This window comes from Rhizobacter sp. OV335 (assembly GCF_900142965.1).
GTDB lineage: Bacteria > Pseudomonadota > Gammaproteobacteria > Burkholderiales > Burkholderiaceae_C > Rhizobacter.
In genome coordinates, this window is record NZ_FRCQ01000029.1 from 19,316 (window position 1) to 44,391 (window position 25,076).

At 69.4% G+C, this 25,076-nt stretch carries 17 protein-coding genes and 1 tRNA gene; 4 read left to right on the forward strand and 14 right to left on the reverse strand.

Features of this window, described 5'->3' with window-relative positions:
* Positions 1-91: 91 nt before the first annotated feature.
* A complete protein-coding gene (locus tag BUE42_RS24770) occupies positions 92-2,398 on the forward strand; it encodes a winged helix-turn-helix domain-containing protein (protein WP_073467965.1) in 2,307 nt (768 codons plus the stop codon).
* Positions 2,399-2,419: 21 nt separating this feature from the next.
* Here the strand turns inward: BUE42_RS24770 and BUE42_RS24775 are convergent, their stop codons facing one another.
* Positions 2,420-3,964: an ankyrin repeat domain-containing protein gene (locus tag BUE42_RS24775; RefSeq protein WP_143171736.1), complete on the reverse strand. Its 1,545-nt coding sequence runs from the start codon at positions 3,962-3,964 to the stop codon at positions 2,420-2,422.
* A 103-nt stretch (positions 3,965-4,067) separates the two neighbouring features.
* On the opposite strand from BUE42_RS24775, the gene BUE42_RS24780 reads away from it, so the two are divergent.
* Entirely contained in the window at positions 4,068-4,721 is a 654-nt protein-coding gene (locus BUE42_RS24780) for a hypothetical protein (RefSeq protein WP_143171737.1), read from the forward strand.
* Position 4,722: 1 nt separating this feature from the next.
* Positions 4,723-8,583: a hypothetical protein gene (locus tag BUE42_RS24785; protein WP_073467968.1), complete on the forward strand. Its 3,861-nt coding sequence runs from the start codon at positions 4,723-4,725 to the stop codon at positions 8,581-8,583.
* Here the strand turns inward: BUE42_RS24785 and BUE42_RS24790 are convergent.
* The 12 genes from BUE42_RS24790 to BUE42_RS24850 form a co-directional block, all read right to left on the reverse strand.
* Entirely contained in the window at positions 8,580-9,695 is a 1,116-nt protein-coding gene (locus BUE42_RS24790) for a Fic family protein (protein ID WP_073467969.1), read from the reverse strand. The two genes, BUE42_RS24785 and BUE42_RS24790, sit on opposite strands and share 4 nt — an antisense overlap.
* Before the next feature lie 40 nt (positions 9,696-9,735).
* Positions 9,736-9,828, reverse strand: a tRNA-Sec gene (locus tag BUE42_RS24795).
* Between the two features lie 9 nt (positions 9,829-9,837).
* Positions 9,838-11,757, reverse strand: coding sequence for a selenocysteine-specific translation elongation factor (selB, locus tag BUE42_RS24800; RefSeq protein ID WP_073467970.1), 1,920 nt, complete (start codon positions 11,755-11,757; stop codon positions 9,838-9,840).
* A 17-nt stretch (positions 11,758-11,774) separates the two neighbouring features.
* Positions 11,775-12,974 carry a ferritin-like domain-containing protein gene (locus tag BUE42_RS24805; protein WP_235002588.1) on the reverse strand — a complete coding sequence of 400 codons (1,200 nt, stop codon included), beginning with the start codon at positions 12,972-12,974 and terminating at the stop codon, positions 11,775-11,777.
* Positions 12,952-13,812 carry a phosphate/phosphite/phosphonate ABC transporter substrate-binding protein gene (locus BUE42_RS24810; protein ID WP_073467972.1) on the reverse strand — a complete coding sequence of 287 codons (861 nt, stop codon included), beginning with the start codon at positions 13,810-13,812 and terminating at the stop codon, positions 12,952-12,954. Before BUE42_RS24810 ends, BUE42_RS24805 begins: the two co-directional genes overlap by 23 nt.
* Before the next feature lie 440 nt (positions 13,813-14,252).
* Positions 14,253-15,368, reverse strand: coding sequence for an acyl-CoA dehydrogenase family protein (locus tag BUE42_RS24815; RefSeq protein ID WP_073467973.1), 1,116 nt, complete (start codon positions 15,366-15,368; stop codon positions 14,253-14,255).
* 13 nt (positions 15,369-15,381) lie between these two features.
* Complete coding sequence (selA, locus tag BUE42_RS24820) at positions 15,382-16,860, reverse strand: L-seryl-tRNA(Sec) selenium transferase (RefSeq protein ID WP_073467974.1); 1,479 nt, start codon at positions 16,858-16,860, stop codon at positions 15,382-15,384.
* The gene (gene fdhE / locus BUE42_RS24825; protein ID WP_073467975.1) at positions 16,860-17,879 is read right to left on the reverse strand and encodes a formate dehydrogenase accessory protein FdhE; all 1,020 of its coding nucleotides are present in this window, start codon (positions 17,877-17,879) and stop codon (positions 16,860-16,862) included. Before fdhE ends, selA begins: the two co-directional genes overlap by 1 nt.
* 13 nt (positions 17,880-17,892) lie before the next feature.
* Positions 17,893-18,516, reverse strand: coding sequence for a formate dehydrogenase subunit gamma (locus BUE42_RS24830; protein ID WP_073467976.1), 624 nt, complete (start codon positions 18,514-18,516; stop codon positions 17,893-17,895).
* Positions 18,513-19,412, reverse strand: a complete 900-nt coding sequence (fdxH, locus tag BUE42_RS24835) for a formate dehydrogenase subunit beta (RefSeq protein ID WP_073467977.1) — start codon at positions 19,410-19,412, stop codon at positions 18,513-18,515. The genes BUE42_RS24830 and fdxH overlap by 4 nt, the downstream gene beginning before the upstream one ends.
* A gap of 3 nt (positions 19,413-19,415) precedes the next feature.
* Positions 19,416-22,505: a formate dehydrogenase-N subunit alpha gene (gene fdnG / locus BUE42_RS24840; RefSeq protein WP_143171739.1), complete on the reverse strand. Its 3,090-nt coding sequence runs from the start codon at positions 22,503-22,505 to the stop codon at positions 19,416-19,418.
* An 85-nt stretch (positions 22,506-22,590) separates the two neighbouring features.
* Positions 22,591-22,893, reverse strand: a complete 303-nt coding sequence (locus BUE42_RS24850) for a hypothetical protein (protein ID WP_073467979.1) — start codon at positions 22,891-22,893, stop codon at positions 22,591-22,593.
* Between the two features lie 360 nt (positions 22,894-23,253).
* Here BUE42_RS24850 and BUE42_RS24855 point away from each other — a divergent pair, with 360 nt between their 5' ends.
* Positions 23,254-24,354 (forward strand): hypothetical protein, encoded by a 1,101-nt coding sequence (locus BUE42_RS24855; protein ID WP_073467980.1) that lies wholly within the window; start codon positions 23,254-23,256, stop codon positions 24,352-24,354.
* Between the two features lie 57 nt (positions 24,355-24,411).
* Here BUE42_RS24855 and BUE42_RS24860 read toward each other — a convergent pair whose 3' ends face one another.
* The gene (locus tag BUE42_RS24860; protein ID WP_073467981.1) at positions 24,412-24,813 is read right to left on the reverse strand and encodes a hypothetical protein; all 402 of its coding nucleotides are present in this window, start codon (positions 24,811-24,813) and stop codon (positions 24,412-24,414) included.
* Positions 24,814-25,076: the final 263 nt, after the last annotated feature.

The window sequence follows — 25,076 nt, forward strand, 5'->3', positions numbered from 1 at the left end:
TGAAACAGGCGTTCAGCGGCCTGCCGGCAGAATGCGAAGGCATCAAGACACCGGCATGTACCGGGGTCGGCACCAGTCGCAGAGGGAGTTGATGGACAACGAGGTGTTCGTTTTCGGCCGGTGCGAAGTTCGCGTCGCGACGCGCGAAGTGCTGCTCTCCGGGGCACAGCGGCCGATGGAGCCGCGGCCGTTCGAGCTGCTGGTCTACCTGATCCGGCACCGCGGGCGCATCGTCAGCAAGGACGAGCTGCTCGACAAGCTGTGGTCCTTCGATTTCGTCACCGCCAGCGTGATCGCCCGCGCGATCATGAAGATCCGCAAGGTGCTCGACGACGACGGCGACACCGGCGAGCTGATCAAGACGGTGCACCGCACCGGCTACCGTTTCATGGGCGAGGTGCGCGAGAAAGCGGTGCCGCCCGCGCCGGCCATCGTGATGCCGGCTGCGCCGTCGGCCGCTGCGGCCGCTGCTTTCCCCTCATCTTCCTCGGAGGTCTCGGCGACGTCGGGCGTGTCGATGCCGACCACGCTCGCGCTGCTGCCCTTCGAGAACCGCACCGGCAGCGGCGACCTCGACTGGCTCGAGCTCGGGCTGCTGTCGCTGGTCGTGCGCGACCTCGGCGCCCACCCGCGGCTGCAGGTGACCTCGATCCCGTCGCTGCTGAACGCCTTGCAGGCGGTGCCGAAGGAGGCCGCCTTCGCCGATCGCGCGGACGACCTGACGCGGCTGCTCGCAGTGCGCCACGTCGCCCGCGTCGAGGTGCATGGCGGGCCGCTGCGCTTCGAGCTGCGCTGCACGCTGGTCGGCGAAGGCCGCACCGAGAGCACGATGCTCGCCGCCACCGGCCTGCCCAACCTCGGCCGCAACCTGGTGCGCTGGCTGGAGGGGCGCTTCTTTCCCGGCGAGGCCGCCGCCGAGCTGCAGGCGGATGCCGGCGACAGCGTGCTCGGCCGCGCGCTGCAGGCCATTGCCGAGCAGAAGTGGACCCTCGCGCTGGAGCTGCTGGCGACGGTGCTGCGCCTCGAGCCGGCGCACCTCGGTGCGCAGGTGGAGCGGCTGCGCGCGCTGGTCGCGCTCGACGACAACGCCGCCTTCGAACTCGGCGACGCGCTGCTGGCGCGCCTGCGCGAGGAGCCGAACCAGGCGGCCGAGGCCGCGGTGCATTTCGAGCTGGCGCAGGCCCATGTGCGGCGCCGCGTCAACGACAAGGCCAAGCACCACCTCGAGGAGGCGCTGCACAGCGCACCAGGCAAGGCGGCGCGCGAGTCGGTGATCTCGACCACGCTGCTGCGGGCCAACATCGCGATCAACGAGTTCGATTTCACCGTGGCCTCGGCCTTGGCCGACCGGGCCGAGACACTGTGCAACGGCAATGGCAGCGTGTTCGACCAGCTGCGCATCCTGTCGCTGCGCATGGTGATCGAGGGCGAGACCGGCAGCATGGTGCAGGCGTGGACCCATGCGCGGCGTGCGGCCGCGCTGTACCGCGACCACGGCGTGCTGGTGGGCCAGGCGCGTGCCGAATGCAACGTCGCGAATGCGAGCGCGAGCCTGGGGCATTTCCGCATGGCCGAGGAGCACGGCGAGGCCGGCCTCGCGATCTCGCGCAGCCTGCAGGTGCCGACCGATTCGGCCGTGTCGGCGATGCTGCTGTGCGGCGTGTACCGGCAGCTGCGCAAGCCGGCGAGCCTGGCGCGGGTGCTGTCGATCCTGGAGGCGGTGGACACCGGCGATGCGCCGCGCAACGAAGGTTTCCGGCTGGTGGGCCGGGCGCACTACGCGCTGGCGATCGGCCAGGTCGGCGATGCGGCGTGGAAGCTGTCGCAGGCGGCCGACGAAGCGGCCGCGAAGGGGCAGGAGATGCAGCTGCATTTCGTGCTGCCGCTGCTGACTGGCGCGCTGATCCACGACGGGCAGCTCGACGCGGCCGATGACGCCTGCCGCCGCATCGCGTCGCTGACCAAGCTGGCGCGCGACCGCAACCTGCAGGGCGCGCTGTGGCACAGCCAGGCGCAGCTGGCGCTGGCGCGCGGCGACCGCGAGCGCGCGATCGCGCTGTTGCGCAAGGGGCGCGACGTGACGCCGCTCGGCTGGTGGAATGCGCACGCGCGGCTCGACGGCGCGTGGCTGTGCATCGAGCAGGGCCGCTCGACCGAGGCGGTCGAGCTGCTGCGCGGGCTGGAGACCTGGCTCGACGAGCACCCGGCCGGGCTGGCGCTGTCGGCGCGGCTCGCGCACGCGCAGGGCCGCGCCGGCGAAGCGCGCGCGGCGCATGCGCGGCTCGCGGCGAGTATCGATGGGGCCTTGCCCGAGTGGCTGGCCGAGCTGGGCGATTGCTACGAGGGTCAGCGCGTGACCGAGCTGCCGCGCGCGCCGTGCGTGGTGACGTGGATGTGAGGCCAGCGACCTGACAGCGGATCAGGCTGCGCGCCAGGCCAGGCGCTTCGTGTCGAAGATGAAGTCGGTCGTGTTGCGGGATTCGACCGTCTCGTCCCCGTGGCCGGTCAGCACGTTGCCGCCGCTGACGCGGATCTCGTGCGGTGACACGCGCGTCGCGCGATGGCGGTTGATCCAGCCGGGGCCGTTGTCGAGACCGAGCAAGGTGACGGGCTCGATGCGCCAGTCGCGCAGCCGCAACCGCCACACCGGCGTGTGCCCGGGTCGCCGCGCGGGCGGGTAGCCGATCGAGCCGATCAGCCAGATCGAATCGTCCATCAGCGTCGCGCTGTGGAAGTCGGTCGGCGGGAAGTCTTCTTCCGGGTAGCCGAAGATCTCGATGCGCCCGTCCGGGTGGTGCACGAACACGTCGTTGTAGATGCAGAAATCGGGGTCGTAGTGGTCTTCGTGCTCGCCGCCGACCTGCACGATGCGGCCGTCGGGCAGCACCGTGAGCGACTGGCCGAAGCGTTCTGCGCACCACACCGGCGGCGCATCGAACGACGACGGGCCGTCGAAGTGCTCCGTGGCCTGGTAGCCGCTGACCCCGGCGCGGATCATCGCGAGCCAGAATGGTTCGTCGATGCGCTCGGCATTCGTGCGGCCGAAGCGCGGGCTGCGGGCGCGCAGGAAATCGCCGCGCGTCACGCCATTCAGCGGCGCGATGTCCGGATCGGGCGGCAGGCCGATGAACGCGCGGCTGCCCTCGCGGGTCATGAAGCGCGGGTCGGCGCCGGCATCGAGCAGGCGCTTCAGCGTCGCGGGCCGGCGGGATTCGCTGAGCGCTGTGCTGCCGTTGTATTCGTGGTCGATCGATGCACCCGCTTGCAGCAGCAGGTCGATCGCACCGAGGTGATCGATCCGGGTTGCCTCGATCAATGCGGTCCAGCCGAATTCGTCGGGCTGGTCGATGCCGAAGCCGGTGCGCTCGTGGTCGCCCTGGTCGATCAGCCAGCGCAGCATCGGCAGCTGGCGGCTGTGCACCGCGTAGCTCAACGGCGCGTGGCTGCAGCGGCCGACGGCGTCCACGTCGGCGCCGCGCTCGCGCAGCAGCGCGGCCTTGTCGATGTCGCCGCGCAGCAGCGCGACCAGCCACGCGGTGCGCGACCACGTGTCGATGGCTTCCAATGCGGCGCCGTCGTCGAGGCAGGCGCGCACCTCGTCCAACGTGCCGATCGCGACGGCGCGGATCAAGGGTGTCCACCCGAGATGAGATTCGTCGGCACCGGCCGTGAGCAGCAATTGCACCGCATCGAAACGGCCGAGCCGTGACAGCACGCGCAGGCCTGATTCGCTGTACTTGCTGATGCCGCTCAATGCGACGCCGTGCGAGATCAGCACCTGCAGCAGATCAAGCAGGCGCGGGTCGGCGAACACGTCGCGGCTGTGCACCGCATTGATCAGCGCGTCGTAGCCGTCGGCATTGCGGTAGTGCAGGTCGGCGCCGAGGGCGACCAGCGCCTTGACTTCATCGGGGTCGCCGGCAGCGAGCGCGCGCAGCAGGGCGTGGTGGAGGTCGAGTCTCATCGGGTGCATTGTGGCGACCGGGCTTCTCCACAACGTGAAGGACGACGCGCGGGCGAGTCGTCGGTACAACGGGCACCCATCAGAAGACCGCCGGGAGGACCTCATGCGTTTACTGGGTTGCTTCGCTGCTTGCATGGTGGCGGTGAGCGCCGTGCTGACAGGGTGTGGTTCAGTGGCTGCCCGCAATTCGCTGCTTGCCGTCGCGGGAACGGCTCAGCTCGGGCAAACGCCGTCCAACACCATCAAGCAGGTGTACTACCTCGGTGTCTTCGACCCGCGCGACCAGCTACCGCCCACCATCTACCGGGTGAGGGTGCAGGGCCAGGCGAGCGCTCTGAACGCCACCAAGTTCGCATCGGGCTGGGTGCGCGCGGAGCTGGTGGACTCGTTGTCCGGCCAGGTGGAGTTTCCCGGCGAAGGCACGAAGACGCGCCCGGATGCGGCCGATGGTTCGGGCGTGGATGTGGTCGACAAGGGGCTGCTGACCGGGCGGCGGCTCATCATGTTCGGGCCCGAAGGGTTTCGAGAGGCGCCGAAGAACCACCGGCTGGTGGTCGTGATGGGCTCGAACCCGGACGCGTTCTTCTCCGCGGTCGACCAGGCGCTGGGCGTCGTGGCAAGCGTGACGCAAGGCGCACAGGCCGGGCCGGAGATCGAGAAGGCTTTGTGGGCTGATCTGGTCACCTTGAGGGAACAGGCGCAACGCCTGGACATCCTGCTCGACGGCGCGAAGAACGACTACTTCCCGGGAGGCTGACATGAAGCGCTACCACCGCATCGCGGCTTGCGCCGCAGTGGTCCTGTTCGCCGGCTGTGCGGCGATCGAGATCGACGTCGATGTGTACAAGGGGCCGCTTGCGCATGAGGAGGAGATTCAGTTGCGGCAGTTTGCCGCGACGGCGATTGCGGCCAAACCACTGCTGGTGACACTGCGGGATGAGCTGGAGCTCGCGAAGCGGCGGGAGACGCGGGACGACTCGGCGTTCTACCGGGCGGTGCGGCGAACCGGCGGCTCGCTGGACACCTTCATCAGCGGGGACGTGACCTTCCAGTCGCGGCTGGCGAAGTTCGTGAACGGGGCGACGTTCTACTACGAGGATCTGGGGGATGCCGAGGTGTCGAAGGCACGCCGGCATGTCGAGGAGGCCGCTCGCCTTCAAAAGATCATGATGATGACGGAAGGCGATCTGAAGCTCGCCGAGCAGATCGAGAAGGTGCGCAGTTCGTCCGACAAGGACAGTCTGCAATGGAAGCTGGCGGTTGCCTACCTTCAAATCGCATGCGGGGCTTTCGAACTGAAGGATTGCGCCGGTGTCGGCAAGCTCCCCTACCGTTCCGTGAGAGATCTTTCGCCGGCGTGCGAGGGCAACAGCCAGAAGCTGAACTGCCCCGCTGAGGGCGGTTCAAATGCCGGATACCAGTTTCTCAGCGACCCAAGGAACGCACGGGAGCACGCCAAGGCACTCTTCAAGAAGGACGATCCCGACTTCGTGACCCGTATCACCGAGTTGTCCCAGGCCTTCATCGGCATGCGCGTCTCGATGCACGGCATGCTGGTGCATTCGCTGAATGCATTGGAGCGTGCGCGGGAAGGCTCGCCGGAGCAGATCTACATCGCCAAGCTCGTGGCCGGGGCGACGCAACCGCGCATGCTGGCCTGCTACACGTCGCATCGTGCCAGTGTGGAGGCGCCGCAGGTGGCCTCGTTGCCGTCCGGCTTTGTCGAGTCGATGCGAGGACCGACGCAACGACCGAGCGGACTGTTTCTGTCGACGGCTTCGGGCACCGCACCTGTCCAATGGGACGCAGCGCGGTACGCCGCCGCCACTGAAGCCATTGAACGAACCGGTCCGCGTTACCCGAAGGAGCTGGCCGGCTTCCTGCGGGCCACCGACGCCACGCTGATGCAACTCGACCGGTCGCGCACCGGCGACAACCACGTCAGTGCGCTGAGCGGTTGTACCGCCGTCGATCCTGTGGCCGTCAAACCACGTGCCGGGTCTTCGCCCATTGCCACCCGCGTTTCCGAGTTCGATCACGTCGGTCGCCCGCATTCGCTGGATTTCGGCCTGGCGCGCGGACCCACTGACGATGTCCTGCGGCAGACCTGGGTCGAGTACATGGAGCTCACACTCTTCACGCTCACGTCCACCGAAGCCAAGACCGCCAGCGGCTTCGATCGTGCTCGCCTGCAAGACGGCATCGAGACGCTGACGCGCGAGTTCGAGAAGGCACTCGACGAGAAGGACGAGGAACCGAAGCTGCATGCCGAGAAGGTCACGAGGGCCCGGCAGCGCCTCGAAGAAACACTGATCTTTTTCGCCGAGCGCCTGCTGTTCGTGGCCAACAACATCACCTCGGCCACGTTGAAGGCCGATCTGGGCAAGGAAGACGGAACCGGGCAGGACGAGCCGCTCTACAACAAGGGAATCCCCGCCCGCGTCGCGGTGCTGGAGACGCTGGGGAACACGCTGGTGCTGCACGCGAACGACCTGCGCCGACGCCAGCGGCACAACCAGCAGCTGGTCGACGGGCTCGCATCGGAGCGGGCCGCCGCGTCGCGGGCCTATGCGCCCGGCACCGCCACCAGTTTCGACGCCGTGCTGCTGCAGGCGCGTGCCGAGCTGAAGGAGAGCGCCAAGGTCGCGGAGAAGGCCACGCCCGCGTTGGCGGCCGCCAGTGCGGCCGCTGCCGGGCTGGAGGCTGAACTGGGCACCGCGCGGGGAACGACGCTGTCGTCCCACCGCCAGCTCGAACAGAGAAGGGCGGATCTCGCGCCGCTGGAGAGCCTCGTGCGGACCACCGTGCCGAGCAAGAACCGGTCGGGCATCTACCGCACTGACAAGCCGCAGGAGGAAGACGGCGATGCCGCCGAGCTGGCCGCCTTCATCAAGCAGGAGCTGGATCCGGCCGCGAACACCACCGTGGTGCAGTACCTCGACAAGGTGTCGACATGGCTCGAAGTACAGACCAGTGGCCCGAGTGCCGACACGCCTCGGCTCAAGCGGATCGGTGCTGCGCGCGGCCTGTTGAGCAAGCAGCGCGAGGCGCTCGAGGCAGCGGTCTCGCGTGCACAGAAGCCCGATGCGATCGTCGTGGGCGTGCGCGAGGTGGTGCTGCGCTGGGCGCGCGATGCCGCGAGCGAGCTGGCCACGCTGGAGGGCAACGCCAAGGATGCCGCAACCAAGGAGGCCGCGCTCAAGAAGAAGGTTGAGACGGCCGCGACCATCCAGACCACCGCCAAGGCCAAGGTCGACAAATCCACGGCGACCAAGAGTCAGTTCGACAGGATCATTCCGGTGTTGGAGGAGCAACGCGATGCCGTCGTGCGCGAAGGCGAGAAGGTGGGCGCCGCCGACCCGCGCTCGACCGTGCTGCTGTTGCGCCACAGCCTCGCCGCGCGTCAGGCGGCGAAGAAGGACACGGGCGACAAGGCAACGGCCGTCGACGACGCGGCCAAGTACCTGGCCGGCTTCAACCCGCCCGACTGGTCGCAGGTGAAGGATGCGAAGAATCGCGTCGAGGTGCTCGATCACGTGATCACCACGTTGCAGCACCAGCACATCAGTGCGCTGGCGGCCGGCCACCCGGACGAAGCCAGGAATCTGACCATCGCGCTGAACGTGGCGTACCAGACCCGGGCCAACGCGGCGTACCTGCGGCCGTCGAGCGACTACCTGAAGAACGTCTACTCGGCGACGACGCTACAGGACGGCACGCCGTCGGAAGACAGGAACATGTTGCGAGAGTGGACCAGGAACTTCGGCAGGGCGGACGACTTCGACGTGGCCACCGCCCAGGCCAAGGAGAAGGTCGAGCGCCTCTATTGGCAGAACATCAACAGCGTCAAGCTGAACGGTGGCGGCTCGGTCAACTACGTGATGGCCAAGGACGACATCGGCAACTGGTACGTCAAGGCCTACAGCACCGATCCGTCGAGCATCTTCAAGTCGGCGCAGGGCTTGGCGCTCTTCAACACCGGCGGTCGGATGGGTGTCAACCTGCTGAAGCGGACCGAGCTGCAACGCGTGTTCGACGACAAGAGCACCTCGGTGGAAGACAAGGTGCGCATCGGCAAGGAGCTCTCCGGCACCTCGCCCGATGCGAACGCAGCGCTGCTGAAGGTGCGCGACCGCTACCGGGCACGCTATGCCATCGCTGCCGACACGGCGAGCGAGGCGTTGTTGCAGACGACCCAGGCGCTGCCGGAGGAACTGCGCACCGCCGTGAGCAAGGACGGCAACCTGGCCGAAGTGGATGCCGAGGCCTTGCTGAAACGCTTGCAGGCCGTGCAGGCCGCCGAGCTCGATGGCGTGGCGACGGCACTGACCTCGGCGCGTGCGCTGGCGGCCGACGACAAGACGCGTCTCGTCAAGCTGGAGGCGGCGATCGCCAACGGCGCGGTCGCACTGAGACGCTTCCGGCAAGTCGCGTTTTCCGATGTCAGCTCGAACGCAACCGTGTCGACCAATTCGGTCCAACGCGCGGCCGCGGCCTCGCTGGTACAGCGCAAGGTGCTGGAGAAGCTGACGACGACGCTTGCGCCGTACCGATTGGCGTTGGGCGCCTACGAGCAGGCGCTGATCAACGTCGGTGACGTCGCGGCGGCTGGTCCCTAGTCGGCCAGGTCATAGGCGGTGCTGCGCCCGCCCGCGGACGACTTGCGCAGCACGCCGAGCGCAAGCAACTGCGCGATATCGCGCAGTGCCGTGTCCGGCGAGCACTTGCCGATGGCGGCCCACTTGCTGCTGGTGAGCTTGCCGTCGAACCCGTCGAGCAGGCGGTTGAGCAGCTTCATCTGGCGTTCGTTCATCGGCGTGCCCGCCCAGCGTTGCCAGAACCGCGCCTTGGCCAGCACGCCGTCGAGCGTGGTCTGCGCGCTGGCGACGGCCCGGCCCAGCGTGCCGAGGAACCAGGCCAGCCAGCCGGTGACGTCCAGCGCGCCCTTCTGCGTGCGTTCGAGGATGTCGTAGTAGTCCTTGCGCTCGCGCTGGATCTGCGCCGACAGGCTGTAGAAGCGCTGCCTGGCGCCATCGGCACGCACCAGGAACAGGTCGCCCACGGCGCGCGCGATGCGGCCGTTGCCGTCGTCGAACGGATGCAGCGTCACGAACCACAGATGCGCGAGGCCGGCCTTGATCAGCGCGGGCTCGCCGGTGTCGCGGTTGGCCCAGGCGAGGAACCGCGCCATCTCGGTCGCGAGCGCGTCGGCCGGGGGCGCCTGGAAATGGACCTTGCTGCGGTTCACCGGGCCGGAGACGACCTGCATCGGGCCGGTCGCGTCATCGCGCCACTGGCCCACGGCGATCTTGCCCATGCCGGAGTAGCCGGTGGGGAACAGCGCGGCATGCCAGCCGAACAGCCGCTCGGCGGTCAAGGGCTCGGCGCTGCGCGAGGTGGCATCGAGCACCATCTCGACGACGCCGTCCACGTGCCGGTCCGCCGGCGCGAGTGCGCCGATGTCCATGCCGAGCCGGCAGGCGATGGAAGCCCGGACCACGGTGGCGTCCAGCAATTCGCCTTCGATCTCGCTGGTCTTGAGCACCTCGTCGGTCAAGGCGGCCAGGCTGGCCTGCTCGCGTTGCCCGGGCTCGCCGTCGGCCAGGCGGCCGAGCAGCAGGCCGTGGTCGCGGCGCACGTCGGCCAGCGACTGGGCGAGCGCGGGCAGGTCGACGCGCCACTGTGGCCAGTCACCGTCTTGCCAGACGTAGAGGTTCTCTCCGCGGTTCATGCGGAGATCAGGCCTTCGATTCCCCGCATTGGCAAGAGGGCGGAGGGGCATGGGAGTCGAACCCACCCGGCGGCGCATGGCACCACCCACCGGGTTTGAAGCCCGGCCGTCCCACCAGGGACGTTCCCCCTCCTCGGGTCGCTCAGCGCATCGCAGGTGACCTGAACAGCTCAGTGTCGCTGCGCAAACGGTGCTCGTCGCCGACGCGGCGCAGCAGGCCGATGCGGTCGAAGTACTCGAGGATCTGGATCGCGCGCTTGCGGCCGAGGGCGGTCGCGTCGCGGAAATGGGCGGCGGTCACGGCGCCGTCGGGAGCGGCGGCGGCGACGCTGCGCACGTGGGCTGCCAGCTGCGCCATCGCGGCGGGCGCGCAGTACAGGTCCTTCGCGACCTGGTGCAGCTCGCCGCGTTGCGCCAGCCGCGCGAGCGTCGTGCGCATCAGCAGCTCGCCCTCACGCGTGTCGCGGGCCAGGTCGCGCACCCAGCTGCCGTCGAAGCCGGCCGCCGCGAGCAGCGGGGCCACCTTCTGCGCGATGCGCTCGTCGGCGGCCGACAGGCGAAGCGCATGCTCGGGCAGGTGCACGAACGCGCCGCGCACCGTGACCGCGCCGTCGGCCTGCAGCTCGGCGAGCACGGCGCTCCACAGCGGCAGCGGCAGGCGCGGGGCCGCGAGGCGGCGCAGGCGGGCCGCGTCGGGGCCGGGCACCTCGGGGTCGCGGGCGTGGAAGCTGCGCAGCGTGTCGATCACTGCGGCGTGCACCGCCGCGCGCTGCGTGCGGCCGAGTGCCCAGTCCGGCGCATCGGCCTCGGCCTGGGGCGCCAGGCCTTCGGCACTGGCCCAGCGGTGGCGCGACAGGCCGTGTGGCGCAGCGTCGAGCAGCGCGTCGAAGCGTTGCGCCGCGGTCGGCAGCGACCATGCCGCCAGCTCGGCCAGGCGCTGCGGCGTGCGCCGGTACCGCACCGGCGCGAACGGGTCGAGCACGGAGCCGCCGGCGATCGTGCGGGTCGCCGAGTTGTCGCGCAGCACGATGCGGTCGCCATGCCAGGCGCCGATGGGCGCCTGCAGCACGATCTGCACGAAGGCGCGGCAACCGGGGGCGAGGGCGTCGGCCGCGGCGTCGACACCCGCGAGCACGGCCACCGTGCCCATCGTGTCGCTCGCGCCGAGGTGCACGTGCACCGGCGTGCCCGAGCGCAGAGGGCGCGGCTCGCCGTGCCACAGCGTCAGCAGCGCATCGAGCCGGTCGGTCGCGACGCCGGCCCCGGCCGACACCAGCCATTGCCCACGCGCCACCTCGTGCTTGTCGACACCGGCCAGCGCCACCGCGCAGCGTTGGCCGGCATGCGCCTGCATCGCGGCCTGGTTCTGCGTGTGCAGGCTGCGCACGCGGGCGTGGCGGCCGGTGGGCGAGGGGCACAGCGCCAGCTCGTCGCCGACCTGCACCCGCCCGGCATGCACCGTGCCGGTCACCACGGTGCCGACGCCGTCGAGCGTGAACGCGCGGTCGATCGCGAGTCGGAAGGCGTCGCTCGCACCGTCGCGTGGTGGCGTGGCACGCGCCGCGGCGAACAGCAGCTCGCGCAAGGCCAGCAGGCCCTCGCCGGTGGGGGCCGCGACGGCGAGCACCGGCGCAGCGGCGAGCGGCGTGCCGACCAGCAATGCGGCCACTTCGCCGCGCACCTGCACGAGGCGCGCCGCATCGACGCGGTCGCATTTCGTGATGACGACGGCCGCGCGCGACAGCCCCAGCAGCGACAGCACGGCCAGGTGCTCGCGTGTCTGCGGCATCACGCCGTCGTCGGCGGCGACCAGCAGCAGCGCGAAGTCGATGCCGGTCGCGCCGGCGAGCATCGTGTGCACCAGGCGCTCGTGGCCGGGTACGTCGATGAAGCCGATGCGCGGCACGGCTTCGTCGCCCGGCACGTCGAGGAACGCGTAGCCGAGCTCGATCGAGATGCCGCGCGCCTTCTCCTGCGGCAGGCGGTCGGTGTCGACGCCGGTGAGCGCGCGCACCAGCGTGGTCTTGCCGTGGTCGATGTGGCCTGCGGTGCCGACGATCATGCTCAGGCGTCCGGGGGCTACATGAAGTTGCGCGTGTGCAGGTCGGCCAGCCGCTCGGCCTCGGCGCGCTCGAAGCCGAGCCGGCTCAGCCGCGCGCGCCGCCCGGCTGCCATCTCGCGCTTCAGCTGCTGCACGGCCGCATGCCCGCGCGCCACCGCGTCCGGCGTCAACGCGCCCGCGGCCAGCAGCACCAGCGCATCGAACACCTCCTCGTTCAGCCCCGCAGTGTTCGCCAGCGCATCGAAGCGCTGCTCGATCGCGTTGCGCAGCCGCACCTGGTAGTCGGGCTCGACCGCGAGCCGGTACTCCAGGTGCGCCATCCCGAAGGCCACGTGCCGGCCTTCGTCGCGCGCCGCCAGCCGCGCGACCTGGCGCGTGACCGGATCGGGCCCGTGCTCGTGCAGGAAGTTCAGCAGGTTCACGAAGCTGCCTTCGCCGAGCACCGAGAGCAGGAAGGTCGCCGTCGAGAAATCCGGCGCGTCGAACAGCGTGCGCAGCGAGGCCTGCCCGCCGGCCGTCGACAGCGCCGGCGGCAGGCCACGCAGTGCGGCGCGGCGCGTGAACACCTCGACATGCCGCGCCTCGTCGGCGCACTGCAGCGCGAGCAGTTGCAGCACCTCGCGGTAGTGCGGGTGGATCTGCCCGAGGTGCCGCGCCGGCACCAGCAAGGCCGCGTTCTCGTTCTCGACCAGGTAGGTCATCACCTGCACGACGGCGGCCTCGATCTCCGGGGCGAGCTCGAACGGCGCGGTCCAGTCGATCGCGGTGGCCGGGTCCCACTGCGCGGCTGCCGCCTGCGCGTAGAGCTCGCCGGCGGTGGCGGCCCACAGCTCGTGGCGCTGCCGCAGCCCGAACGCGAACGCCGGGCTGCCGGCCTCCACCGTCGCGCCGCGCGCGGCGAGGCCCCAGTCGGCGCGCGCTTCGGGGGCGGTGGTTTCGTCGTCGGTCGTGGGGCCGGCGCGCTGCGCACCGCGCCAGCGACCTGCGGCCGACGGGCCGCGCGTCAGGATGCCGTGCAGACAACCCTGCGCATCGGTCTCGAAGCGCAGCGCATGGCCCTGCTGCCGGCACCACGCGGCCAGGTGCAGGTCCCACGCGTCGGCGCGGCCACGCACGCGCAGCTCGTCGCCATCGGCGAGGGTGGCCAGCGCGCGGCGCACCAGCAGCAGCGCGCCCTGGTCCAGCGCCAGCGACTCAATATCGATAGTCGCTGGCAAGGATGCGGCCGTCATCGCTGTAGAACCCTTCGTCGTCGACTGCTCGCTCGAGCAGCGTGTAGCCGCTGGTGCGGCCGGTGCGCCACGCGCGCAGCCCCTCCAGCTCGAGCAGCGGACGCACCTCCGGATCGTCCCAGCGCATCGCGAGCAGCAGCGACGTGAAGTGGTCGATCAAGGCCGCCGGCGCACCCGGGCTGGTCGTGAAGTTGCAGTGGTCGTAGGGATCGGTGCGCGCGATCACGCGCGTGCTGCCGGCCGGCAGCGTGCCGTCGAGGCCGAACGCGAGGTGGTTGCTGTCGATCAGGCAGCAGGCGTCGACCTCGCCGGCCAGCAGCGCGACGGCTGCATCGCGCTCGCCGCCGATGTGGTCGCCGTGCTTGCCGCCGAGCACGTCGAAGCGGCGCAGCGTGAAGTCGCGGCCGGCCACCAGCCCGTGCGCACGCAGCAGTCCGAGCGGAATCAGCGTGGCCTGCGGCGAATCGATCGCGCCGGTGCCCACGCGCGCACCGCGCAGGTCGGCGAGTGCCTGCAGCGGGCTGTCGGCACGCACGACGACCACCGAGCGCAGGTCGCAATCGGTGTCGCGCATCGCGACCGCCCGCACGGCCTGGCCGCGCGCGCGGGCCAGGCGGTCGGCGCGCACCCACGCGAGCGGCGAGTTCCAGGCCAGGTGGATCGCGCCGTCGAACTGCGCCTCGACCTGACGCTCGTAGTTTGAATAAAGCAGGTAGTCGAAGGCCAGGCCGTGGCGCGCGAAGAAGGCCTTGAAGCCTTCCCAGATCGTGACGACCTTGGGCGCGTAGGCCACGGCGCCCATGATCAAGGTGGAGTTGCTCATTGTCCTGGGTGTCCTTGGAGGCGAATGGGTCTGCGAATGCGTCGCTGGCATGGCGAACAGGGCTTCGACAGGCTCAGCCCGAACGGGGGAGGGGTGAAGATTCCGTTCGCCATGAGCACATCAGGTCCTTGAAGGGACCGGGCGGTTGCACGGAAACCCCGTTCGCCCTGAGCAGGGACTGAGCCTGTCGAAGGCCCGTCCGTCGAAGGGTTGTGCCCGAAGCGCGCGAGGCCTTCGACAAGCTCAGTCCGTCCCTTCGACAGGCTCAGGGCGAACGGGGAGGGGCTCAGGGCGAACGGGGAGGGGCTCAGCCCGAACGGGGAGAGGCCGAGCCCGAGCGGGGAGAAACTCAGCCCGAACGGGGCGCCATGCGCCAGTCGGGCAGGGTGCACGAATCGGTCGCCGTCCATGTTCCGGATTCCTTCGACCCTGCGTCGCTTTCAGAACAGCGGCAGGCCGGTGATGGCCTTGCCGATGAAGTCGTACAGCACGTCCGAGGTCGGCGCCATCACGCTCGATGCGCGCGCGTCGCGGAACAGCCGCTCGATGCCGGCCTCCTTGCGGAAGGCCGCACCACCGCACACGCGCATCGCGGTATCGGTCACCTCCAGCGCGGCTTCGGCCGCGGCGGCCTTCACCTCCAGCACGCGCAGCATCGTGTCGGCGCGGCCGCTGCCGATCGCCGCCAGCGTGTCGTCGATCAGCGCCTGCACCATGTCGGCTTTGATGCGCGCACGGGCCAGGTAGGCGCGGATCGTCGGCAGGTCGGCCAGCGAGCTGTCGAGGTGCAGGTGGCGGGTCTGGCCGACGTGGCCGATCGCGCGCGACAACGCACCTTCCATCAGCCCGGCCGAGCACGACGCGCTCAGCACCGAGAACCACGGCAGCACCACGCCCATCATCGTGTCGAAGCCCTTGCCGTCCTCGCCCAGCCGGTCGGCGGCGGCGATGCGCACGCCGCGCGCGGTGATCGGCGTCGACGCGTTGCCGCGCAGGCCCAGCCCGTCGAACGCGCCGGGCTGGCTCAGGCCGTCACTCCTGGCATCCACGAACCACAGCGTGCTTGCGCCGTCCGCCGCCAGCGGCTTGCTCGACCAGACGTAGCTGTCGGCCTCGAACGCCGAGGTGACCCAGCTCTTGCGCGCGTCGAGCAGCACCGCGCTGCCGTCGGCGCGGGCCGTGCCGGTCGGCGCCCAGAAGTGGCTGCGCGAATCGGCCTCGGAGAACGCGAGCGTGCTCAGGTGCCGGCCGCGCGCGATGGCCTCGCGGATGGCGGGCTTGTCAGCGGACTCGATCACCGCGACCGCGCAGTAGTGCATGCAGACGATCATCGCGGTCGACGGGCAGGCCTGCGCAAGGCGCGAGACGACCTGGCTGGCCTCCTTCAACCCCAGGCCGAGCCCGCCCACCGCTGGGGCCGACATCAGGCCGAGCAGCCCGGCTTCGCCCAGCGCGGTGATCGTCTCTCGCGGGAAGCGTCCCTCTCGGTCCGTGCGCAGCGCGAGCGGCTCCACGGTGTCGGTGACGATGCGGGCGAGCGTGTCGAGCGGATTCATCGGGTCTCCTTGGCTACATCAACAGTTCATGCAAGGCCTGCAGCTGGCGGGTGAACAACGAAGCGTCTTCCAGGCAGCGCAGGTCGAGCAGCAGCCTGTCCTGCGCGATGCGGCCGATCACCGGCTGCGGCAGCGCGCGCAACGCCGTTGCCAGCGCATCGAGCGCCGAGCCGATGCCCTTCTTCGACGCACCGGCCGGCGCGAACGCCAGCCCGGCCGACGGCAAGCGCTCCACCGGCAGCGAGCCGGAGCCGATCTGCCCCATCAGCTCGACCACCTGCACCTCGAAGCGCGGCGCCACCGCGGCCGCGACCGCCGGCAACAGCCCCGCGGCCATCGCGCGGATCGCGTCCGCCGGCCGCGTCAGCAGCCGCAGCGTCGGCAGATCGTGCGACAGCCGCTCGGGCCGCAGGTACAGCATCAGCGTCGCCTCCAGCGCCGCCAGCGGCAGCTTGCTCATGCGCACCGCGCGCTTCATCGGGAACTTGCGGATGCGCGCGATCGCGCCCTGGCTGCCGACGATCAAGCCCGCCTGCGGCCCGCCCAGCAGCTTGTCGCCCGAGAACGTGACGACGTCGCAGCCGGCCGCCAGCATCTCCTGCGGCAGCGGCTCGCGCGGCAGCCCGTACTGCGCCAGGTCGACCAGCGAGCCGCTGCCGAGATCGGTGGCCAGCGGCAGCCCGTGCGCATGCGCGATGCCGGCAAGCGTCGCCTCGTCGACCGCGTGCGTGAAGCCCTGCACCGCGTAGTTGCTGGTGTGCACCTTCATCACCAGGCCGGTGCGCGGCGTGATCGCGCGCTCGTAGTCCTGCGCGTGCGTGCGGTTGGTGGTGCCCACCTCGACCATCTCGGCACCGGCACTGGCCATCACGTCGGGCATGCGGAACGCGCCGCCGATCTCGACCAGCTCGCCGCGCGAGACGATCACCTCGCGCTCGCGCGCCAGCGCCGCGATCGTCAGCAGCACCGCCGCCGCGTTGTTGTTGACCACCGTCGCCGCCGCCGCGCCGGTGATCGTGCACAGCAGGTCCTCGACGATCGAATCGCGGTCGCCGCGGCCGCCCGACGCGAGGTCGTATTCGAGGTTGTTCGGCGCCGTCATCACCGCCAGCAGGTGCTGCAACGCGCTGTCGGCCAGCAGCGCGCGGCCGAGGTTGGTGTGGATCACGGTGCCGGTCAGGTTGATCACCGTGCGCAGCCGCGGCGCGAGCTTCGCCTGCACGCGCGCGGCGAGCGCCGCCGCCAGCGCGCCGGGCTGCAGTTCGAGCGAGGCAAGTTCACCGGCCACCGCCTGCGTGCGCAGGCCGTCGAGCAGCGCACGCGCCTCGCCGGCCACCAGCGTGTGGCCGTGCACGTCGAGCAGCGCGCGCGTGGCGTCGGTGCGCAGCAGCTTGTCGATCGACGGCAGGTCCTGCGGCCGGGCCCGCTCGCCGCGGTGCCCGTCTTCGCCCGACCCGCCGCCGTGAACCACGGACGTCTCGGGTCGGTCCATCAGCCGCCTCCGCCGTCGTCGCCGCTGGGGTCGTCAGGGTCGCCGAACAGCAGCATCAGGTTGACGCCGTGGCGCTGGAAGCCGGCCTCGCTGACCAGCAGGTCGAGCGTCACCGAGCCGAGGTCGTCGGCGACCGGTTCGACGAAGGCATCGCGTTCCATGTGGACGATCTTCAGGTAGTGCCCGCAGGCGTCGCAGGTTTCGGCCTCGATCGCCGGCTTGGCGTCGGTGCTGTCGGTGCCCACGCGCTGCGGCGATTGGTAGTGGATGCCCTGGGTGCCCAGGCAGTGCGTGCATTTGATCCGCACCATGTGCCACTGTCCAGCGCAGAGCGCGCAGTGCAGGTAGCGGAAACCCGCATCGCCGCCGATGCGCGAGATGCTGGCCGTCGGCCGGCTGCCGCAGCAGGGGCACAGCGTCGCGTCGTCGGTGCGGCCGAAGGGCGGCAGGCGGTCGGCGCCGCGCGCCTGCTGCGTCGCGAGCACGAGGTGGGTCCAGTACACCTGCAGCGCCGCGGCGATCAGCGGCGCGGCGGCCAGGTCCAGCCCGAGCATCACGCCGGTCAGCAGGCGGTCGGCCTGTTGATCGAGCCAGGCGTCGTAGCGGCTGCTGGAATCCTTCAGCGCACGCACCGCCGCCAGCGCGGGGCTGCCGGCCAGCCGCGGCAGCAGCGCATCGAGCAGGCGGCGCAGGCCGCCGCGCCACGCCGGGTCGCGCGGCCAGTGCTCGGCCGGCAGCGGCGGCAGGCCGGCGCGCGAGGCGGCGTCGAGCGCGGCCGCATCGGGCAGCGCGACCGCGGGGTACGCCTGCAGCAGCTCGTGCTGCACATGCGCCAGCTCGGCCATGAACACCAGGAAATCGCGCATCGCATGCCCGCCGGCGGCCAGCTGGCGCAGCCGCATCTCGCGCTCGGCGAACAGCGTGCTGCGTTCCGGCAGCCGCAGGTACGGCACCTGCTGGCCGGCCTGGACCGCGATCTCTTCGGGCGACAGCAGCCGTGTCGTGGAGCTCAGTGCCATCGCGCGCGGTTCATCATTTCTTTCCGGTGGTTTCCTGGTACCAGAGCGGATGATTCTGCCGCGCCCAGGCCTCGGTGACGGTGCCGCGCGTCATCGCCCGCATCGTTCCCTTGACCCAGATCGCGGCATACACGTGCACGATCACGCTGAGCACCAGCACCACCGCCGAGGCCGCGTGCACCACCACCGCGATGCGCCGCAGCGGGATCGCGAAGTAATCCGCGAACCACGGCTGCCAGAACACGAAGCCGGTGATGAACAACAGCAACAGGCTGATGCCGAACAGCCAGAACACCAGCTTCTGCCCGGCGTTGTACTTGCCCACCGCCGGCATGTCGCGCTCGTGGCCGGTCTGCATCAGGTGCGGTGCGGCCTTCAGCCACTCGGTGTCGCGCGGCTTCCAGGTGTTCTCGCGCCACACCTTCGCGAACAGCAGCACGAAGCCCAGCACCATCAGCACGCCGAAGAACGGATGCAGGATGCGCGTCCACGGCCCGCCGCCGAACAGCATCGTGAAGAAGTAGAGGGCAGGGTGGAAGAACGCCAAGCCCGACAACGCGGCGCAAAAGAACAGCATCGCCACCGCCCAGTGGTTCATGCGGGTGCCGTCGGCATAGCGCTGGATGAAACGCTTCATGGCCGTTCCTCCTCTTCAGCGGGTTCTTCGATCGGCCCGACCTTCGTGTAGTGGAAGAACCCGACCACCGCGGCGCCGATCATCGCGGCCAGCGCGAGCGGCTTGGCCGCGCCCTTCCACAACGAGACCCACGGGCTGATCGACGGATCGGCCGGTAGCCCGTGGTACAGCTGCGGCCGGTCGGCGTGCTGCAGCACGTAGACCACGTGCGTGCCGCCGACGCCGGGCGGGTCGTAGACGCCCGCCTGCGCATAGCCGCGTTCCTTCAGGTCGGCGACGCGCTCGCTGCCGTACTCCAGCATGTCTTCCTTGCTGCCGAAGTGGATCGCGCCGGTCGGGCAGGCCTTCACGCAGGCCGGCTCCAGGCCGACGCTGACGCGGTCCGAGCACAGCGTGCACTTGTAGGCCTTGTTGTCTTTCTTGCTGATGCGCGGCACGTCGAACGGGCAGCCGGTGACGCAGTTGCCGCAGCCGATGCAGTTCTCTTCGATGAAGTCGACGATGCCGTTCGTGTACTTCACGATCGCGCCCGGCGCCGGGCAGGCCTTCAGGCAGCCGGGGTCGTCGCAGTGCATGCAGCCATCCTTGCGGATCAGCCACTCGAGCTTCATCTCCTGGTTCAGCGATGGCTCCGGCGGCTTGACCTCGACCTCGGAGAAGCGCATCACCGTCCACGATTCGGCGCTCAGGTCGGCCGGGTTGTCGTACACGCCGACGTTGTTGCCCACCGTGTCGCGCAGGTCGTTCCACTGCATGCAGGCCACCTGGCAGGCCTTGCAGCCGATGCAGCTGGAGACGTCGATCAGCTTCGCGACCTCAGGCGTCGTCCGCGCCCGCGGGCTCGGCGTGGTGGTGGCCGAGCGCGCGGCGATGTCGAGAGATTGCAGTGAACTCATGGCTCAGGCTTTCTCGATGTTGACGGTGAACGACTTGTATTCCGGCGTCTGCGTGTTCGCATCGCCGACGAAGGGTGTCAGCGTGTTCACGAGGTAGCCCTTCTTCGCCAGCCCGACGAAGCCCCAGTGGTTCGGCAGTCCGACCGTGTCGACCTTGATCCCGTCGACGTCGAGCTGCGGAATGCGCTTGGTCACCAGCGCCACCGCCTTGATCGAGCCGCGCTTCGACGAGACCTTCACCGTGTCGCCGTTCGCGATGCCCTTCGCCTTGGCCAGCTCCTCGCCGATCTCGACGAACTGCTGCGGCTGGATGATGGCCGAGGTCTCGACGTTCTTGGTCCAGTAGTGGAAGTGCTCGGTCAGCCGGTAGCTGGTGGCGACCAGCGGGAAGTCCTTCGGCGAGCCCATCATCTCGAGATCGCCCTTGAACACGCGGGCCGCCGGGTTGGCGCGGGCCTTCGGGTTGTTCGGGTGCATCGGGTTGGTGGCCAGCGGCGATTCGAAGGGCTCGTAGTGCTCCGGCAGCGGTCCTTCGGCCATGCCGGTGGGCGCGAACAGCCGCGCGACGCCTTCGGACGTCATGATGAAGGGTTGCACGCGCTCGGCGTCGCCCGGGTTCGCATCGGGCCGGATGTCGGGCACGTCGGAGCCGCCCCAGGCGGTGCCGTTCCATTGCACCAGCTTGCGCCGCGCATCCCAGGGCTTGCCGTCGGGTGCGCTCGACGCAGCGTTGTACAAAATGCGTCGGTTCGCCGGCCAGGCCCAGGCCCAGCTCAGCGTCTGGCCGATGCCCCACGGGTCGCTGTTGTCGCGCCGCGCCATCTGGTTGCCGGCCTGCGTCCACGCGCCGCAGTAGATCCAGCAGCCGCTGGCGGTGCTGCCGTCGTCGCGCAGCAGGCCGAAGCCCGAGAGCTGCTCGCCGGCCTTGGCCAGCACTTTCGGCGGCGCCTTCGGGTCTTTCGGGTCGGGCGGGGCCAGCACGTCGGCCAGTGCCTTGCCGTTGTATTCCATCGCCAGCTCTTCGGCCGACGGGCTGTGCGGGATCTTGTACGGCCAGGTCAGCTTGACGATCGGGTCGGGGAAGGCGCCGCCGTCTTTCGCGTAGGCGGTGCGCATGCGGTTGAACAGGTCGGCGATGATTTCCGGATCGCCGCGCGCTTCGCCCGGCGGCTCGGCGCCCTTCCAGTGCCACTGCAGCCAGCGGCCTGAGTTGGTCAGCGAGCCGTCTTCTTCGGCGAAGCAGGTCGACGGCAGCCGGAACACCGTGGTCTGGATGGTCTCGCTCTTCACGTCGTTGAACTCGCCGAAGTTCTTCCAGAACTCCGAGGTCTCGGTGTTGAGCGGATCGATCGTGACGAGGAACTTCAGCTTCGACAGCCCCTCGATGATCTTCTTCTTGTTGGGGAACGAGCCGACCGGGTTGAAGCCCTGGCAGATGTAGCCGTTGAGCTTGCCCTGGCTCATCAGCTCGAAGGCCTGCAGCACGTCGTAGACCTTGTCGATCTTCGGCAGGTAGTGGTAGGCCCAGGAGTTCTCGGCGGTGGCCGCGGCGCCCCACCAGCTCTTCTGCAGGCTGACGAAGAACTTCGGGTAGTTCTGCCAGTAGCTCATCTGGTTGGGACGCAGCGGCTTCAGTGCCCGGGTCTTGTAGTAGGTCTCGAGGTCTTGCTCGGATTCACGCGCGAGCGACAGGTAGCCCGGCAGCGAGTTCGACAGCAGCCCGAGATCGGTCAGCCCCTGGATGTTGCTGTGGCCGCGCAGCGCGTTCATGCCGCCGCCGGCGATGCCGATGTTGCCGAGCAGCAGCTGCACGATGGCCGCGGTGCGGATCATTTGCGAGCCCTGGCTGTGCTGGGTCCAGCCGAGCGCGTACATGATGGTCATCGCACGGTTGGGCACCGCGGTGGTGGCGATCATCTCGCAGACCTTCAGGAACTTGTCCTTCGGCGTGCCGGTGATGCGGCTGACCAGCTCGGGCCTGTAGCGCGCGTAGTGGCGCTTCATCACCTGCAGCACGCAGCGCGGGTGCTCGAGCGTCGGGTCGACCTTGGCGAAGCCCTTGTCGTCGAGTTCGTAGCCCCAGCTCGCGCTGCTGTAGCTGCGCTTGGCCTCGTCGTAGCCGCTGAAGATGCCGTCCTGGAAGCCGTAGGCCTCGCCGACGATGAACGACGCGTTGGTGTACGCCTTCACGTACTCCTTCTGCAGCTTGTCGTTGCTGATCAGGTAGTTGATGACGCCGGCCAGGAAGGCGATGTCGCTGCCGGCGCGGATGGGGGCGTAGTAGTCGGCCATCGCGGCCGAGCGCGTGAAGCGCGGGTCGACGACGACCAGCCGGGCCTTGTTGTGGTGCTTGGCCTCGATGACCCACTTGAAGCCGCAAGGGTGGGCTTCGGCGGCATTGCCGCCCATGATCAGCACGAGGTCGGCGTTCTTGATGTCCACCCAGTGGTTGGTCATCGCGCCGCGTCCGAACGTCGGGGCCAGACTGGCCACCGTCGGTCCGTGTCAGACGCGCGCCTGGTTGTCGAAGACCAGCAACCCCATCGAGCGCATCACCTTGTGCGTGATGTAGCCCGATTCATTGCTGGACGCCGAGGCGCACAGCATGCCGGTGGAGGTCCAGCGGTTGACGACCTGGCCGGCGGCGTTGGTGGCCATGAAGTTGGCGTCGCGGTCGGCCTTCATCAGCGTGGCGATGCGCGACATGGCGTCGTCCCACGAGACGCGTTTCCATTCGGTGCTGCCGGCCTCGCGCACCTCGGGGTACTTGAGGCGGTTGGGGCTGTGCACGAAGTCGAGCAGGCCGGCGCCCTTGGGGCACAGCGTGCCGCGGTTGACCGGGTGATCGGGGTCGCCCTCGATGTGGATGATGTCGGCGACGACGTTCTTCGCCTTGTCGCCCAGGCTGTACATGATGATGCCGCAGCCCACCGAGCAGTACGGGCAGGTGTTGCGGGTTTCGGTGGTGCGCGCGAGCTTGAAGTTGCGCGTTTCGGCAAGCGCCGTGGCGGGCGAGAAGCCCAGCGCGACGAGGCTGGAAGCGGCGAGTCCGGCGCCGCTGACGCGGAAGAACTGCCTGCGGTTCATGTCCATCAAGGGCCTCCTGCGGGGATCGCGTGCTGCGCGAAACGTGGGAACGGCGATGTCGGATGCGAGCGGGGATCTTGGCGCGGAATCGTCAAGGCCGCAATGGGGCCGACGCGCTGCCGTCGCCGGCGGTGGGCGCGGGGGTGGCGGTTGCGCCGGACTTGGACTCGGTGGGGTGGGCTTCCATGCCACCGATGGCGGTGCCGCCGGCCGGGCCGCTGCCCGTGGCGGAGGCGGCGCTGTCACCCGGTGGTGGCGTGACGGCCGACTGCGGGGCGCTGGCCGCACCGCCTGCGGTGGTGGGCGGCGGTTCACTTCGGTTGCAGGCCGACAAGGCGAGCAGCAGGCCGGCAAGCCAAGCCACGCGGACCGCGCGAGCACGCATCAGGTTCATGCGATTCCCCCTACGACGACGACAAAGGGCAGCGAAGTAAGCCACAGGGGAGGGGTGACTGCAAGTTGAGGGTTTTGTGCGCGGATCGGGATCGCGTCAGGGCGGCGTCAAAGGAAGGAAGTTCCATGACCACACCGCTTCACGAACTCGAGGCGGGGTACTCCAAGCTGATTCCTGGATCTCAAGCCACGGCACGGGTGCGAGCGAGACTGCAGCAACCGGGCAGGTGATCGGCCAGCGGCTCGATGCCGCTGGCGGAACCCTCAAATCAGCTCAGAGCTGATGGCGTCGGGCGGGGAGCGCCGCTATAACGGCTCGCAACAGGGGCGCCATGCGCCTTGAACCTGCGAGGAGCCGACGATGAGACACACCCGCGCCACGCCGACCGCCGAACAGCACAACGCGGCAGCCGAGAAGCCTTCCACGTCGCGCGCGACGGCGCAGACGTTTCCGGACAAGCGCATCGGCGCCATCGACGACCACATCCACAACAGCCCGCGCATGCTGGCGCAGCGTCGGCAGCTCGGCCAGGCTTTGCCCGCGGCGCCGGTGCAGCGCAAGAACCTGGGCCAGACGCCGCTGGCGGGCGGCTTGACGCTGGTGCAAGAGGGTCAGCGCAGCTTGGTTGGTGATGGCCGCGGCGCGAACATCTACTACCGGTCGGCCGATGTCGATGGCGACCGCACCGATGCCCTCGTGGCGGCGGCGGCCATCAATGGAGAGGTGGGCAAGCGGGTGGACGTCTGGGGCCGCACCGGCCGGGTGGGAGAGCGCGAGGGTGTCGACTGGAAACAGAACCACATGTACACGCCTGCGGGAACTGCCTTCAACTCCGACCTGGTCGCGAACCTCGACCCCTACTTTCTGTACGTCACCATCCGCTATGGCGTGGGCGAGGAGCTGGAGCAGCTCGACCTGGTGTATCAGCACGCGCCGGCGTTCACCGGATACGTCGAGCAGATCATGGACAGCTCGAACGACAACACGAAGGACTACCCGTCGATGTTCACCAACGGCAAAGAGGTCTCCGGCACCAAGCTGGACACCGGCAATGTCGCGAAGGAGCGCAACCTGCAGTACAGCAACATCCACCACAAGGACGACAGCGACACGATCACCGCGATGACGGAAGACGGCACCGCCAAGGGGCTGGATGCCTACACCAAGCTCGCCGGCGAGGGTGCGCGATGGCAGGCGGTTCGCAGCCACGCGCGCGTGCTGAAGGACAGCTCGCGCTTCTTCATCCCCGTTCCCGGGACGGAGGCTGAGCCGAAGGTGTACGCGGTGGATTTCGTCAGCCTGTGGTTGAGCTGGGACTCGGCGTTCGGCAAGCAATACGACATCTCCAACGTCGACTTCGGGAACGCCCTGCTCACCACCCGCGGGGCCTTCAAGGGGAAGGGCGTCAAGTCGGTGGATGCGGCAGCGATCACGACCGACGACTACGACCTGGGCCAGTGAACGAGGGATCGAGCCGAGGCAAGACCCGCCAGCGGATGCCGCTGGCGGATCGGGGCGTCACGCTGGGGGCCTGCGCCGCCGCGGCTGCATCACACCGAACTCGGGCACGTGGAACTGCTGGTCGCCGACCCAGCCGGTGAGACGCTTGGCCTGGTCGCCGATGAGTTCGAGCGAGGCGATGCACAGGCCGCGCATCGCGACGTTCTGCGCGTGGTGGATGGTGGGCGACACGTCGTCGGGCGGGGGCTTGGGGCGCTCGCGCTCGTCGACCTCGAGCCACGCGGCGACGCCGTCACTGACATCGATGACGTGCTCCAGCAGGCGATGCACCAGGCCGGCCTTGAGCGTGAACTCGACGCTGTCGATCGGGGAGCTGCGGCAGGCGTGGAGCCGGGGCTTGAAGCGCGGGCCGTGGGGCTCGCTGGATGCGGGGGAGGCGATCGGATCGGTGGCGGTCATCTTGACGGCCTCCTCGCGGCGGAGGGAGAACCCGCTTGGTCGGACTGCGATGAAGAAGCGGGAAAGGTCGGCGCGTGCGGGGCGCCAACGGGGGTACCAGCCATGTGAAGGGCTCCTTGGTTGCGGTTAAAGCCGCCAAGCGCGCTGTCAAACACGGGTGGCGGCCCAAAGCAGGGTTGACAGACCGGAACCAAGGGACCGGCGAGCCCGAAGGCTCCCCCACCCGGGCCGCCCAAATCTGGAGTGGCATAGGTGTGTGACGC